The 14,327-nt window shown below is 74.4% G+C and carries 11 protein-coding genes and 1 tRNA gene; 7 read left to right on the top strand and 5 right to left on the bottom strand.

Translation table 11 applies throughout. The features are described from left to right. The first annotated feature begins 15 nt into the window (after nt 1-15). Together ACRAKJ_RS24765 and ACRAKJ_RS24760 are read left to right on the top strand one after the other, a co-directional pair. A complete protein-coding gene (locus ACRAKJ_RS24765) occupies nt 16-999 on the top strand; it encodes a TauD/TfdA family dioxygenase (protein WP_438923564.1) in 984 nt (327 codons plus the stop codon). Next, complete coding sequence (locus tag ACRAKJ_RS24760) at nt 999-2,255, top strand: 3-deoxy-7-phosphoheptulonate synthase (RefSeq protein ID WP_438923582.1); 1,257 nt, start codon at nt 999-1,001, stop codon at nt 2,253-2,255. The genes ACRAKJ_RS24765 and ACRAKJ_RS24760 overlap by 1 nt, the downstream gene beginning before the upstream one ends. Nucleotides 2,256-2,272: 17 nt before the next feature. On the opposite strand, the gene ACRAKJ_RS24755 is transcribed toward ACRAKJ_RS24760, so the two are convergent. Then, complete coding sequence (locus tag ACRAKJ_RS24755) at nt 2,273-2,650, bottom strand: DUF4267 domain-containing protein (protein WP_438923563.1); 378 nt, start codon at nt 2,648-2,650, stop codon at nt 2,273-2,275. A 107-nt stretch (nt 2,651-2,757) separates the two neighbouring features. Here ACRAKJ_RS24755 and ACRAKJ_RS24750 point away from each other — a divergent pair, with 107 nt between their 5' ends. Continuing rightward, entirely contained in the window at nt 2,758-3,462 is a 705-nt protein-coding gene (locus ACRAKJ_RS24750; RefSeq protein ID WP_438923562.1) for a TetR family transcriptional regulator, read from the top strand. A gap of 108 nt (nt 3,463-3,570) precedes the next feature. Then, nucleotides 3,571-4,956, top strand: coding sequence for a SpoIIE family protein phosphatase (locus ACRAKJ_RS24745; protein ID WP_438923561.1), 1,386 nt, complete (start codon nt 3,571-3,573; stop codon nt 4,954-4,956). Between the two features lie 70 nt (nt 4,957-5,026). Here the strand turns inward: ACRAKJ_RS24745 and ACRAKJ_RS24740 are convergent, their stop codons facing one another. The 4 genes from ACRAKJ_RS24740 to ACRAKJ_RS24725 form a co-directional block, all read right to left on the bottom strand. Continuing rightward, nucleotides 5,027-7,336 (bottom strand): Orn/Lys/Arg family decarboxylase, encoded by a 2,310-nt coding sequence (locus tag ACRAKJ_RS24740; RefSeq protein ID WP_438923560.1) that lies wholly within the window; start codon nt 7,334-7,336, stop codon nt 5,027-5,029. A gap of 216 nt (nt 7,337-7,552) precedes the next feature. Continuing rightward, a complete protein-coding gene (locus ACRAKJ_RS24735) occupies nt 7,553-7,771 on the bottom strand; it encodes a hypothetical protein (RefSeq protein ID WP_438923559.1) in 219 nt (72 codons plus the stop codon). A 142-nt stretch (nt 7,772-7,913) separates the two neighbouring features. Continuing rightward, nucleotides 7,914-9,314, bottom strand: a complete 1,401-nt coding sequence (locus ACRAKJ_RS24730) for an endo-1,4-beta-xylanase (protein ID WP_438923558.1) — start codon at nt 9,312-9,314, stop codon at nt 7,914-7,916. A 446-nt stretch (nt 9,315-9,760) separates the two neighbouring features. Then, nucleotides 9,761-10,762, bottom strand: coding sequence for an SDR family oxidoreductase (locus ACRAKJ_RS24725; RefSeq protein WP_438923557.1), 1,002 nt, complete (start codon nt 10,760-10,762; stop codon nt 9,761-9,763). Between the two features lie 192 nt (nt 10,763-10,954). On the opposite strand from ACRAKJ_RS24725, the gene ACRAKJ_RS24720 reads away from it, so the two are divergent. From ACRAKJ_RS24720 to ACRAKJ_RS24710, 3 genes are all read left to right on the top strand, one after another. After that, entirely contained in the window at nt 10,955-11,821 is an 867-nt protein-coding gene (locus ACRAKJ_RS24720) for an MmyB family transcriptional regulator (protein WP_438923556.1), read from the top strand. A 43-nt stretch (nt 11,822-11,864) separates the two neighbouring features. Next, a tRNA-Arg gene (locus tag ACRAKJ_RS24715) sits at nt 11,865-11,936 on the top strand. 22 nt (nt 11,937-11,958) lie between these two features. Then, complete coding sequence (locus ACRAKJ_RS24710) at nt 11,959-14,268, top strand: hypothetical protein (protein ID WP_438923555.1); 2,310 nt, start codon at nt 11,959-11,961, stop codon at nt 14,266-14,268. Nucleotides 14,269-14,327: the final 59 nt, after the last annotated feature.

Raw genomic sequence — 14,327 nt, 5'->3', positions numbered from 1 at the left:
ACCCGGGGGGAAATCATGACGTTGAACCTGCACGCGTCCTCGGTGCGCGGCATCGTGCTGACCGCGGCCGACCGCGCACTCGTGGGGGAGCTGGCCGACGGGCTGAGCCGGGTCGAACCCCGCCTCGTCGACGCGCCGGAGTGGGTGGCCGCCGCGCGCCGGACGTCGGCGCGCCTGCCGGCGGCCCTGCGGGAGGCGCTGCGGGCCTTCCGCAACGACCCCGGCGACACGGGGGTCCTGGTGATCGGCAACCTGCCGATCGCGGCGGACGACCTGCTGCCGCCGACGCCGACCGTGATGAACTCCGTGCAGCGGCAGGCGACCGGAGCGGCGGCCGTCAGCGTCATGGTCGACCTCTACCTCGGCGAGCTGGTCTCGTTCCGCGAGGAGAAGTTCGGCGCGCTGCTCCAGGACGTCGTCCCGGTGCCCGGTCGGGAGGAGTTCCAGGGCAACGCCGGGTCGACCCGGCTCCAGATGCACGTGGAGAACGCCTTCCACCCGTTCCGGCCGGACTACCTCTCGCTGTTCTGCCTGCGCAACGACCACGACAACGTCGCCGCGCTGGCAACGGCCTGCGTGCGGCAGGCGGTCCGGCTGCTCCCCGAGGCGACCCTGGCCGTACTCGCCGAGGACCGCTACGTCACCGAGGCGCCCGCCTCGTTCGGCGCGGCCGGCGCCGCGGCCAAGGCCCACGCGGTGCTCGTCGGCGACGTCGAGGACCCGGACGTGCGGGTCGACTTCGCGAGCACCCACCCGCTCGACCAGGCCGCCGGCACCGCGCTGGACGCCCTCGCGGACGCGCTGGCCGCCGTCAGCACCTCCCTGGTGCTGACCCCCGGCACGATGGCCCTGGTGGACAACCGGATCACCCTGCACGGGCGGTCGGCGTTCACCCCGCGCTACGACGGCCGGGACCGCTGGTTGCAGCGCGGCTTCGTGCACCTGGACCTGCGCCGCTCGCGCGCCGTGCGGCCGGGCAACGGGAACGTGCTGACGTGATGCGGGACCAGGGCACGCTGGTCGACCTGCCGGACCGGGACGCGCCCGGGTTCCCCGGCGTGTCGGCGGCGTTGGCGAAGCCCGCCGCCCGGCAGCCCCGGTGGTCGGACGACGAGCACGCCAGGTCCGTCCACGACATGCCGGCGAGCGCACCGCCCGTCGTCCCGGCCGCCGAGGTCGACCGGCTCGGCGCGCACCTCGCCCGGGTGGCGCGTGGCGAGGCGTTCCTGCTCCAGGGCGAGGACCGCGCGGAGGCACCCGACCCCGGTGCCGGTGACCCCGGTGCCGGTGACCCCGAAGCCCGGGTCACGGCGAACCTGCGGACCCTGGCGCAGGCGGCGCTGGTCCTGACCTACGCGTCGGGTCTCCCCGTGGTGCAGGTCGGCCGGTTCGCGGGGCGGCACGCCGGGCCGCGACCACCCCTCGCCGACCCGGCCGGGCAGGCGGCGGACCGGTCACCCGACCCCGCGCGCATGGCCCGGACCTACCTGGACGCCTGCTCCACGACGACCCTCGTGCGCGACCTGACCCGGTCGGGCTTCGCCGACCTGGCGCGGGTGAACGAGTGGAACCGCGAGTTCGTCCGCACCTCCCGCTGGGGGGTGCGCTACGGGGCGCTGGCGGACGAGGTCGACGCGGGCCTGGGGTTCGTGCGCGCGTGCCGCGTCGACACCGGGGCGCTGCGCGGGGCCGAGGTCCACACCTCGCACGAGGCGCTGGTGCTGGACTACGAGCGCGCCATGCTGCGCACGGGCACGGGGCTCTACGACCTGTCCGGGCACTTCCTGTGGATCGGGGAGCGCACCGCCCGGCCCGACGGCGCGCACATCGCCTTCGTCGAGCTGCTGGCGAACCCGATCGGCGTGGGGATCGGCCCGACCGCGACGCCGGACCTGGTCGCGGAGTACGTCGCCCGCCTCGACCCCCGGTTCCGGGCGGGCAGGGTGACGCTGATGGTCGGGATGGGCAGCGACCGCGTCCGCACCGCCCTGCCGCCGATCGTGGAGGCGGTGACCGCGTCCGGGCACGACGTGGTGTGGCAGTGCGACCCGCTGCGCCGCAACGCGCCCGGCGCGAGCCGCTTCGACCGGGTCGTGGACGAGGTGCAGGGCTTCTTCGAGGTCCACCGACGCCTCGGCACGCACCCCGGCGGCATCCACGTCGAGCTGACCGGCGCGACCGACCGCGGTGGTGACCCGGACACCCCGCAAGCCCTGGACCTGGCGTTCCTGACGGGGGAGGTGCTGATGGGCTGAGGCCGACCGGGGCCCGGTCACGCGACGAGCAGCAGCACGCCGATCACCAGCATCACGGCGGCGGTGCCCCCGTGGACGCCGTAGGCCACCGCCCTCGGTCCCTTGCTGCGCAGCACGATCAGCGCGTCGCCGACGGGGATGCCGGTGGCAGCCAGCATGAACCAGCCCAGCACCTGCGGTGTCGCCGCGAGCACCAGGACGAGGACGAAGACGCCCGAGGCGATGTCGCGCACCGCCTTGACGGACAGCCACGCCCGGAAGGTGCGGTCCTCGGTCGGCGTGCCGGGGATGCCGAAGCCCGCCGCGGCCCGCGGCGCGACGAGGGCGCGCACGCCGATGACGATGATGCCCGCGCCGATCAGCAAGGCGAGCGCGGTGGCGGTGGTGGTGAGCACGAGTGGGTCCTCCCCCTGGACGGCGGCACCGCTTCCTAGCGGCGCTAGCAACGACAGCAACGCTACGTTGTCGCCGACAGGATGTCTAGCGTTGCTATGATGCCGCCATGTCCGCCATCAGCGAGCGCCGCGAACGCGAACGCGCCCACCGCCACCGGCTGATCGTCACGGCCGCGCGCGAACTCGCGGAGACCGAGGGCTGGGAGTCGGTGACGACCCGGCGGTTGGCCGACCGCGTCGAGTACAGCCAGCCGGTGCTCTACAGCCACTTCAGCGGCAAGGACGCCATCGTGGGCGCCGTCGCGCTGGAGGGGTTCGCCGAACTCGCCGCCCACCTGCGCCGCGCGCGGCAGGCCGCCGCCCACCCCGACCCCGCCGACCCCGACCCCGACCCCGCCGCCGCAGACGCCGACCCCGACTCCGCCGCCGCAGACGCCGACCCCCCAGACGCCGACCCCGCAGACCTAGACGCCGCAGACGCCGGACGGGCCCTGCGCGCCGTCTGCCGCGCCTACCTGGAGTTCGCGACCGGGCACCCCGCCCTGTACCAGGCCATGTTCGTCCTGCCCACCGACCTGCGGTTCGCGAGCGCCGGGACGCCGCCCGCGATGCGGGCCGGGTTCGACGAGTTCGTCCACTGCTTCCCGCCGGGCGCGCGGCGCGAACTGTTCGCCGAGGTCACCTGGAGCGCGCTGCACGGCATGGCCGTCCTGGCCGACGGCGGCCGCATCCCCCCGGACGGCCAGGAGGGGCGGATCGACCTCCTCGTCACCCGGTTCGCCGACCCCCCGGCGGAAACCGCCACGCCGTAGGGACCGAACCCGACCGGGCGGGAGGACCGCCTCGCCCGGCGGGGAGACTACGGTGGGCACCTGCCGGTCTTCACGGGTCCGGCGAGGGGTGCCCCGGACGGATGACCGGTGGTCGTCACGAAGGGGTTCGTCGTGGCTGTGGTCAACGGTGTGCGCTTCCCCGGGGGGTTGCGGGAGGACGGCTTGCCGGCGGCGCTGTCGGACCCGGCGCGGCTGGCCGCGGTGCGGGCCACCGGCCTGCTCGACACCGCGGCGGAGGAGGCGTTCGACGACCTCGCGCAGATCGCGGCGGCCACCACCGGCTGCGCGCGGGCGTTCATCACGCTGGTGGACGACCAGCGCTCGTTCTGGAAGTCCTGCGTCGGGGTGACCCCGCGCGACCCCGCGCAGCGCCACACCCCGGTGCGGGACAGCTTCTGCTACTTCCTCGTCGGCCTGGCCGGTGAGCGGTTCGTGGTCGACGACGCGGCGACCGACCCGCGCACCCGCGACCACCCCTCGGTGGTGCCGATGAGCATCGGCGCGTGGGCCGGCTACCCGGTGCTCGGACCGGGCGGCGAGGTGCTGGGCAGCATGTGCGTGATCGACGACGAGCCCCGCCGGTGGCGGCCCGAGGAGCTCAAGACCCTGGCCACGCTCGCGCGGGCGGTGGGCAACGAGCTCAACCTGCGCCAGTCGCTGATCACCGCCCGTACCGCCCTGGACACCGCCCGGACCGCGCTGACCGCCTCCAGCCACCTCGCGCGCAGCCTCCAGGACAGCCTGCTGCCCCCGACCCTCACCCCCGTGCCGGGGCTGGAGGTCGCCGCCTCCTACCTGCCCGCGTACGGCGACCGGGTCGTGGGCGACTTCTACGACCTGTTCCCCACCACCGGGCGGTGGTGGGCCACCGTGATGGGCGACGTGTGCGGGCACGGCACCGAGGCCGCCAAGGTCACCGCGCTGGCCCGCTACACCCTGCGCGCCGAGGCCACCCGGCACGCGTCCCCGGCCACCGTGCTCACCAAGCTCAACACCGCCATGCTCGACCAGCGCAGCGACCGGTTCCTCACCGCCGTCTACGCCACCTTCCACGCCACCCGCGGCGGCATCGCCGGCCGCCTGGCCCTCGCCGGGCACCCGCCCGCGCTGATCCGCCGCGCCGACGGCCGCGTCCAGCCCGCCGGGCGCACCGGCACCCTGCTCGGCGTCGTGCGCGAGACCACCCTCACCGACACCCGCTTCCGCCTCGCCCCCGGCGACACCCTGCTGCTCTACACCGACGGCGCCACCGAGGCCCGCCCACCCGTCGACGGCGACGGCGACGGCGAACGCCCCCAGTTCGGCGAGGACACCCTCGCCCGGGTCCTGGCCGAGTGCCGCGGGATGGACGCCCGGCAGACCGTCACCCGCCTCGGCGACGCCATCACCGAGCACGACCGAGGCCGCCCCGACGACGACACCGCCCTGCTGGCGCTGCGCGTCCCGCCGGACCCCGGTCACCGCACGCCGTGAACGGCCCGGCGACCGGCGGACCGCGACCGCCGCCTCGCCGCCGCGCCCGGAACGGCCTCCGCCGACGCCGCTACCCGGTCACGCACGAGATCCAGTAGCCGCCGTCCTGGTGGCGCACGCCGTGGGTCTCGCTGGCGAACCCCGGGAACCGCCGGTCGAACGCCTCCAGCACGCGCAGGTAGCGGAGGAGCGCGCCGTCGGGCGAGCCGACGCGCTCGCCGGGCACCAGCACCGGGATGCCGGGCGGCGTGGTCGTGACCTGGGTGGCGACCACGCGGTCGGCCAGGGCGTCCAGGGCGACGAGTTCGGTCTCGCCGCGGATGAAGCGCTGGTGCGCCTCGGCGGGCGTCATCACCGCCGTGGGCGGCGTGGGGCTGGTGAACGCCTCGTTGAGCAGCTGCACGACCTTGGCGTCGGCGAGGGTGTGGTGCATCTCGGCGCACAGCTGCGGCAGCGTCAGCCCCCGGTACCGCGCGGGGTGGGCCTTCACCAGGTCCGGCAGCACCTCGCCCAGCGGGGCGCCGTCGTCGTGGAGCTGCTTGAAGTCGGTGAGCGCGTCGAGCAGCGTGCCCCACTTGCCCTTCGTGATGCCCATGGAGAACAGCACCAGGAACGTGTAGACGTCGGTCTTCTCCACCACGATCCGCCGGGTCTCCAGGTACGCCGTCACCACCCGGGCCGGGACGCCGAACGCCGACACCCCGCCGAGCGCGTCGACGCCGGGGCAGGTGACGGTCACCTTGACCGGGTCGAGCAGGCAGAAACCGGGTTCCAGGTCGGGGAAGCCGTGCCACTCGGCACCCGGCTCCAGCGCCCAGCAGCCCGGGTCGGTGCGCAGCAGGTCGAGCGGGGCCTCGTGGAACGGGACGCGCTCGTCGGTGACCTCGGTCGGCTGCCACACGCCGAAGAACCACGGCGGCCGGTCGCCCGCCTCGGCCAGCCGCCTGCCGAGCCGGATCATCGCCTGCCGGAACCGGACCGCCTCGGTGATCGCCTCGGTGGTCAGCCAGTTCCCGGCCGGGCCGTCCATCATGCCCGCCGCCACGTCGCACGAGGCGATCATCGGGTACAGCGGCGACGTGGTGCCGTGCATCATGTACGTCTCGTTGAACCGGGACCGGTCGAACGGCGCCTTCCCGCCGGACTTCACGTGGATCATCGCGGACTGGGACAGCGCGGCCAGCAGCTTGTGCGACGAGTGGGTGGCGAACACGGTCGGGCGCTGCCCGTCCGGCGTCCCGTCGCCGTCGACCGCCATCCCGTAGCGGCGCGCGTAGAGCGGGTTGAACCGGCCGTAGGCGAACCACGCCTCGTCGAAGTGCAGGGTGCGGGTGGACGCGCCCAGCAGTTCGGCCACCCGGGTGGTGTCGTAGCAGAGGCCGTCGTAGGTGGAGTTCGTGATGACCGCGTACGACGGGTCCGGGCGCACCGCGCCCGCCGCGATCGGGGTGCGCCCGACCTGCTCGCGCACCGCGTCCGCGGTCAACCGGTGCGGCGGGACGGGCCCGGTGATCCCGTAGCCGTTGCGGGTGGGCACCAGGTAGACGGGGCGCGCGCCGGTGAGGACGACGCCGTGGTTGATCGCCTTGTGGCAGTTGCGGTCGAGCAGGGTGATCTCGTCGTTGGCGACCGCGCTGTGGATGATCATCCGGTTGGACGTCGACGTGCCGTGCAGCACGAAGTAGGTCTCGTCGGCGCCGAAGATCCGCGCGGCGTTGCGCTCGGCCTCGCCGACCGGGCCGGTGTGCTCGAACAGCGAGCCGAGTTCGCCGACGGACACCGAGATGTCGGTGCGGAACAGGCGTTCGCCGAAGTAGTCGAAGAACGCCCGACCGACCGGCGACTTGAGGAACGCGATGCCGCCCGCGTGGGCCGGGGTGTGCCACGAGTACGGGTGGGTGTCGTCGAACCGGCGCAGTTCGCGGAAGAACGGCGGCAGGACGTGGTCGAGGTACTGGCGCGCGGCGAAGTCGACGCGGCCCGCGATGAAGTCGGGCGTGTCCTCCAGCAGCCAGATCCAGCCGTTGACGACCTCGGAGACCCACAGCGGCGTCTCGTCGCTGTAGTCGCCGGTGGTCAGCAGGAACACGGGCAGCCGCGAGGAGAACCGGTCCAGCAGCATCCGCAGCACGCCGCCCGGGACGGCCGGGCCGCCGGCGGGGGGCTGGAGCGGGCCGCCGACCAGTTCCCAGCTCACCACGGCGGCGGTGAGGTCGGCCTGGGCGGTGATCGCGGAGGCGGCGTCGGCGGTGGAGTGCACGACCATCACCTCGTACCCGCAGTCGCGCAGGTGCGCGCAGACCTGCGCGACCTTCGCCGCCGGCACGGTGCTGTCCTCGGTCGGTCGCTCGGTGGCGATGAGGATGGTGGACCGGGTCACAGGATCAGCTCCCTCGCGCGGCGTGTCCGTCGAGCGTAGGAAGCCGCGGCGGCCCACCACCGCACTGTCACCGGAACGGGGAGCCCCCCTTACCCGACCGTGTGACGGCCGCGATCGGGACGGCGTGCGTCCACTCGCGACCGCCGCCACCGGGGGCGACGTGCCCCCGGCGGCGGACCGGTTCCACCTGATCGCGAGCAGCCCGCGGGACGCGGGTCAGTTGCCGCCGTCACCGCCGTGGGAGCCGGCCGTGGAGCCGTCGCCGGCACCGTGCGGGCCGAGCCGGGCCCGTGCCGTCGTGTCGGCACCGGACCGCCCCGTGGTGTCGGCCGGTGCCACCAACCCCGCCCGTCGAGCGCGGTCGCGCCGTTGGACCAGGTGCGCCACCAGCAGCAGGACCGCGCAGAAGACCACGACGCAGGTCCAGGTCGGCACAGCCATCACCTCGCCGTCGTCGGTCGATGTCCGGGTGGGGCACCAGTGTGCGCCGGGGTGGGCCCGTCCGACAGGGACTTGGGCATCGCTTGGCATTCCACGCGATCGACGGAAAGGACGGTGTCGCGTCGTCCGCGAGCGGTCAGGTCGTGGCGCAGGTGACGGTGGGCACGGGGTTGGCGCCGGTGGAGGTGCCGGTGAAGCCGAACGCGGTGGTGGCGTTGACGGCGATCCTGCCGTTGTAGGCGGCGTTGCGCACGGTCACGTCCTGGCCGGTGACGGTGGCCACGCCGTTCCACGCGTTGCCCACGGTCTGCCCCGGGGCCAGGGCCCACCTGACGGTCCACCCGGTCGTGGCGGTGGTGCCGGTGTTGCGGACGGTGACCTCAACCTGGTAGCCGCCGTGCCACTGGCCGGTCACGCGGTAGGTGGCGGTGCAGCCGCTGCCGTTCCCGCCGGTCGTGGTGGTCGTCGTCGTGGTGGTGGTCGTGGTGCCGCCGAGTGCTTCGTGAACGGCCCAGTAGGAGGGCTTCTTGGCGAAGCCCTCGTCGTAGATCAGGGCCGCGCCCTCGCCCGGGAAGACCGAGGGGATCCAGGAGTGGCCGTCGGAGAAGTCCCACACCGTGATGCCGACGCAGCGGGTCACGGCCAGGCAGGCGTCGACCACGGCCCGGTAGTCCCGCGCCTGCTGGGCGTCCTTGGCGGCGTCGCGGGGCGTGCGCATGCGGATGTCGAGCTCGGTGATGGCCACGTCGACGCCGAGGTCGGCGAAGCGCTTGATGTTCTGCTGGAGGGTGGCGGGCACCTGGCCGAGGACGAGGTGGGCCTGCATGCCGACGCCGTCGATGGGGACGCCCTGCTGCTTGAACGACTTCACCAGCTCGTACACGGCGTCGCTCTTGGCGCCGATGCCCTCGATGTTGTAGTCGTTGTAGTAGAGCTTGGCGTTCGGGTCGGCGGCGCGGGCGGCCTTGAACGCCTCGGCGAGGTAGCCGTCGCCGAGCTTCTGCTGGAACACCGACTGCCGCCGGGTGCCGTCCTCCTCGAACGCCTCGTTGACCACGTCCCAGTGCACGACCTTGCCCCGGTAGTGGCCGGCCACGTTGGCGATGTGGTTGCGCATCACGCCGAGCAGCTCGCCGGCGGGCACGCCGGCGACCCAGTCGGGGAGCTGGTTGTGCCACACGAGGGTGTGGCCGCGCACGATCTGGTCGTGCGCCTGGGCGAAGGCGACGATCTGGTCGGCCTGGGTGTAGTCGAACCGCCCGCGGCTGGGTTCGGTGTACTGCCACTTCTGGGTGTTGCCGACGGTGATCTGGTTGAACTCGCTGCCCAGCACCGCGGTGTAGGGGGCGTTGGTCAACGTCGGGTTGTCCGTGGCCGAGCCGAAGTAGCGGCCCTTGGCGGCGGCGAGCTGCCCGAGCGTCGAACCCGGCCCGGCGGTGGACGGCGCGGCGACCGCCAGGCCGACGGCGAGCGTGCCCGCGACGGCGGCGGCCGTCACGGCGAGGACGCGGCGCGCACGCCCTGCTGGTGCTGACATGTGTCGTCTCCTGACATCGGTGTCGGGACCGGCCGCGTCGCACGGGGGCTCCGGCGTCGGTGGCGACGGGTGCCGCTGCGGTGGACGTCCACCGAAGGTCGAAAGTTTCGATAGTGGGACCGATAGACTTTGATCAGCGAGTCAATGTAGTCACGCCCCGTTCGGCCAGTCAACGCGCGCGGGTGCTAAAAGTCCTTGCGGTAGCTTTAGCTTCCACTGTCGCATGTGGATGAAAGAGCGGTGCGGGGGCGCGTCGGCGGCAGCCGGCGGTCCGGGGTGGCAGGGCGGCGGCCGAACACGTCCGGGGCGGCACGACGCGGCGCACGCCGCCCGGGCGGACTGCCCCGGCCGCCACGTCGTCGTTCGCGCCGCCCCGGGCAGGACGAGGTGCTGCCGGCCGGGCGGTCGTCAGCGCCCCGTGCCCGTGCCCGGGTCCGGCGCGTCGATCACGCGCCGAGGTCGCCCCGCGGACCGGACGGCACCCCCGCGGCGGGGTGGGTCGGCTCGTCCGCGGGGAAGGTGACACCGGTCAGCTCCTCGGAGATCCGCCAGATCCGCTCGGCGTCCTCCTCGCCGCGCAGCCGGGAGTACAGGGCCTGTTCGGCCGGCGCGCCGGACAGGTGCCCGGGACCGCCGGGGCCGTACAGGCGCGCACCGCGCGCGTCCGGCGAGGTGGCGGCCAGCAGGGCCGGGAGCAGCGCGGTCTCGACCGTCCCGACCAGGATGCCGCGCCGGGAGAGGGCGCGGATGAGGAGCACGCCGGCGGTGTCCCGCGCCCGGTCGACCTCGGGTCGCGCGGCCAGGAGGTTGGTGGGGGCGATGCCGGGGTGGGCGAGGTTGCTCGTGACGCCCCAGCCGCCGGCCCGGCTGCGGCGGTCCAGTTCGAGCCCGAACAGGCCGAGCGCGATCTTGGACTGGCTGTACGCGCGGCCACCCCGGTAGGACCGCTCCCAGTTCAGGTCGTCCCAGTTGACGGCGTAGTGGTTCGCGGCGATGCTGAGCTGCGATGTCACCCGCGCACGTCCCGCGCGCAGCAGGGGCAGCAGGTGGGCGACGAGGGCGAAGTGCCCCAGGTGGTTGCTGCCGAACTGGAGCTCGAACCCGTCGGCGGTGGTCTGCCGCTGGGGCGGGGTCATCACACCGGCGTTGTTGACGAGGACGTGGATCGGGCGGTCCTCGGCGCGCAGCACGGCCCCCAGCGCGGCGACCGAGCCCAGCGACGACAGGTCCAGCTCCCGCAGGGACAGGACCGCCCCGGGGTGCTGCCGCGTGATCCGGGCGATAGCCGCCTCGCCCTTGCGGGGGTTGCGGACGGGCATGACGACCTCCGCCCCGGCGGCGGCGAGGCGGGCCGTCAGCGCCAGTCCGACGCCGTCGCTGGCGCCGGTGACGACGGCGAGCTTCCCGGAGAGGTCGGGAACGGTGATGTCCGGTCGAGTGCGTGCCACGTGCGGCTCCTGGTTCGTCGGGGAGGGGTGCGACCAGGTTGCGCCCGGTCGGCGGGGGACATCCACGGCCTGTCGATCCCAGGCCCACCGGGCCCCGCCACGTCCCCGGAAGGGGGGATCGGCAGTCCGAGGCAGCCGCCCGGCGCGGGTGCCAGGATGGTGACCAGCACCGGAGCCGGAGGGGGAGCAGTCGTGATCGACCGAGCCGGGCTGGCCGGGTTCCTGCGCCGCCGCCGCGAGTCGCTCCAACCGGAGGACGTCGGTCTCCCGCGCGGACCGCGGCGCAGGACCGCGGGGCTGCGCCGGGAGGAGGTCGCCGTGCTCTGCCACATCTCCACCGACTACTACAGCCGGATCGAGCGGGAACGCGGACCGCGCCCGTCCGAGGAGATGATCGCCTCGATCGCGCAGGGGCTGCACCTGTCCCTCGACGAACGCGACCACCTGTTCCGCCTCGCCGGCCACAACCCGCCCGCGCGGGGCACGACCAGCGAGCACATCAGCCCCGGCCTGCTCCGCATCCTCGACCGGCTCGCCGACACCCCCGCCGAGATCGTCACCGAACTCGGCGAGACGCTCCGGCAGACCCGGCTCGGCGTCGCGCTCACCGGCGACACCACCCGCTACACCGGCCCGGCCCGCAGCATCTGCTACCGGTGGTTCACCGACCCGGCCACCCGGGCGCTGTACCACCCCGACGACCACCCGCTGCACTCGCGCGTCTTCGTCGCCGGGCTGCGCAAGATGGTCACGCTCGGCGGGCCCGGCTCACGGGCCGCCTACCTCCAGGAACTGCTGCTCGCCGAGAGCGAGGAGTTCCGCGCCGTCTGGGACGAGCACGAGATCGGCATCCACTACAACGAGGTCAAGCGCTACGTGCACCCCGACCTCGGCTTCCTCGAACTGAACTGCCAGACGCTCCTCGACCCCGTCCAGGGGCACCTGCTCCTCGTCCACACCGCCGTCCCGGGCAGTGAGAGCTACGACAAGCTGCAACTCCTCTCCGTCCTCGGCCCCCGGCACCCCGACGAGGACCGGCTGGGCGAACCCCACCGGTAAACCGGGGGCGGCCGGGGCGCGCGGTCGATACGATCCGGCTACTCGTGGAGTGGATCAACGGCAGATCGCCCCGCTTCGGTCGGGGAGGGTGCGGGTTCGAATCCCGCCTCCACGGCCGACCGACCGTGGAGTCCGTGATGCCCGAAGAGTTCCGCACCGCCTCACCCGGCTACGCGACCGGCCGACTGGCGCGGGCGCTGGACGCGGTGGCCTCGGCGAGCACCGGGGCCGACCGCGAGCGGGCGCTGCGCACGCTGCGGCGCTGGGAGGACGTCGTCACCGGGATGGCCGACGGCACGCTCGCGATCGGCTCCCGCACCCCGGTCGCGGACACCCCGGCGTGGGTGACGCCGGAGGTCGCGCACGGCGGGTTCGCGACCGGCCGCCACCTGGCCGAGGTGCCGCTGTCCGAGGACGAGGCGGCCCGCGTCGCCTCCCTCCCGGACGACGTGCCCGGCGGGAACGGGCGGGAGCGGCTCAACCTCTGGTACCTCGGGGACGCCGGCCAGGCCGAGCTGCTGGACGTGCTCCGCCGCGGCCACTACCGGGTCGAGGTGCCGGAGGACGCGGCACTGCCCGTCGTGGCGCTGCTGCTGGACAAGGGCTTCCCGGAACAGGCCCTCGACCTGGTCGCCGAACTGCGCCCGCTGATGCACCGGCTGCGACTGGTGCCGCCCTTCGAACCGGTCGCCCGGCCCTCCGGCTCCGCCGTCCGCCTCGGTTCGGTGGCGGACGTCGTCGGGTCGCTGCGCTCCGTGCGGGTGCCGGCGCAGCTCGCCGCGATGCGCGACGCGCTGACCGTGTGGGACCCGCTCTACGAGCGGCTGGTCGCGCTGTGGTGCCGCACCGTCGACGGCGAGCTGCCGCACCTCGGGGAGGACGGGGACGTGCGCGGCGGCCGGCCGTGCCGGGTGTGGCCCGCCGACTGGGCGGCGTCCCGGGCCGAGTGGCTCGCGGACTTCGCCGAGACGTGCCGCACCCACGCGCCCTCGGGCAGGCAGACCAACCCGAAGAGCAACTTCGCGCGGCTGCACCGCGCGCTGGAGTCCTGCCCGGAAGGCGGCGACGCGCTCACCGCGCGGGAGGCCGGCTGGGTCCGCCGCGTCATCGCGGGCACGGTGAGCCGCCGCGGCGTCCCCGGGACCGCGCGGCGCGCCGCGTGGCGCGCCACCCACGTGGCGACCGTCGCCGCGCCGACGAACGCCGCGCTCGCCGGCGTGCTGGCCACGAGGCTGGACCGGTACCCGGCGGACGGCGGCCTGCCGTCGCTCGACGTCGTGACGGCCGCGGTGTCCGGGACCGAGGCGACCGCCGAGGTCCCCGGCGGCACCGCGATGCCCGACCACCTGGTGCGCAAGGCGGCGCGGGCGCTCGAAGCGCCGGCGGACGAGCTGGTGCGCCTCGGCGTGCTCACGTCGGGGGAGACGCTCGCGAAGGTGCTGCCGCAGCTCACCGCGCGGCTGCTGAGCGCGGCGATCGACGACCCGGTCGTGGCGGGGCTGCACGAGCGGACCTACACCGCGTTCCGGCGTCGCCGCGGCCTGCTGCTGCTCAACCTGGAGCACCAGGTGCGGTTCACCGAGCTGCCCTGGGTGGACGCGCTCGCCCTTTACCGCTCGCCCGAACCGAGCAACACCAAGGCCGCCCACCGGGCCCTGCGGCAGACCGTCGTGCTGGCCCTCACCGCGTTCCCGCACGCCCTGCTGCCGAACCCGCTGGTGACCGAGCTGAGGGCGCAGGCGGAGCAGGCCGGGCTGGCGCTGCCGCTCGTGGAGGAGGTGGCCGCGGACATCTTCACCGGCACGTTCACCACCAAGTGGCGCGACGCCGGCGTGGTGGCGAGCCGCCTGCTGGCCGGCACGCCCTACGCGGACTACTACGACCTGCCGGCGGACTGGCCCGAACCCCGGCGCGCGGTCCTGCGCTGGGGCAAGCGGACCGCCGAGGACTTCACCGCGCTGTGCCGGCGGCGGGCGGGCACCCCCGGTGGCTCCACCGCGGCGAACGGCATGGTGCTGGAGCAGAGCCAGGTCCTCACCACGCACAACCTCGCCGTGCTGGTCGACGGCCTGGACCTGACCGACGAACTGCGCGAGCACGCGCCGCGGTCGGCGTGGCAGGCGTTCGGGTGGACCCTCCGCAGGCTGGCCCAGCGCCCGGACCACCGGCACGCGGCGCTCATCCAGGTGAAGAACGCGGCGTACGCGTGGCGGCAGGCCCTGTTCCTGCTCAGCTTCTGCGAGCCCGCCGTGCGGCTCGCCCACGCGGAGAGGCTGGCGGGCGAGGCGCGCGGCACCGTGCTCGAACCGGCGGTCGACGGTCTGCTGCACGTGCTCGGCGGTGGCCGCTTCACGGCGGACGGGACGGCACTGGGCGGGACGGGCGTGCGGTTCCTCGGCTGGACCGACGGCACGAGCCCGTTCCTGACCCGTCCCGACCGCCGCTGACCCCGACCGCCGCTGACCCCGACCGCGGGGTCCCCAGGCGCCCGGGGATCACTCGAAGG

The sequence above is a fragment of the Saccharothrix sp. DSM 118769 genome (assembly GCF_052936295.1).
The sequence above is the reverse complement of the archived record's forward strand: the minus strand, read 5'-3'. Positions and strand labels throughout refer to the sequence as shown.

Coding starts and splice junctions, on each gene's coding strand:
- ACRAKJ_RS24750 (WP_438923562.1), top strand. CDS start 2,758: ATGTCCGCCATCAGCGAGCGCCGCGAACGCGAACGCGCCCACCGCCAC.
- ACRAKJ_RS24730 (WP_438923558.1), bottom strand. CDS start 9,314: ATGTCAGCACCAGCAGGGCGTGCGCGCCGCGTCCTCGCCGTGACGGCC.
- ACRAKJ_RS24710 (WP_438923555.1), top strand. CDS start 11,959: ATGCCCGAAGAGTTCCGCACCGCCTCACCCGGCTACGCGACCGGCCGA.
- ACRAKJ_RS24760 (WP_438923582.1), top strand. CDS start 999: ATGCGGGACCAGGGCACGCTGGTCGACCTGCCGGACCGGGACGCGCCC.
- ACRAKJ_RS24765 (WP_438923564.1), top strand. CDS start 16: ATGACGTTGAACCTGCACGCGTCCTCGGTGCGCGGCATCGTGCTGACC.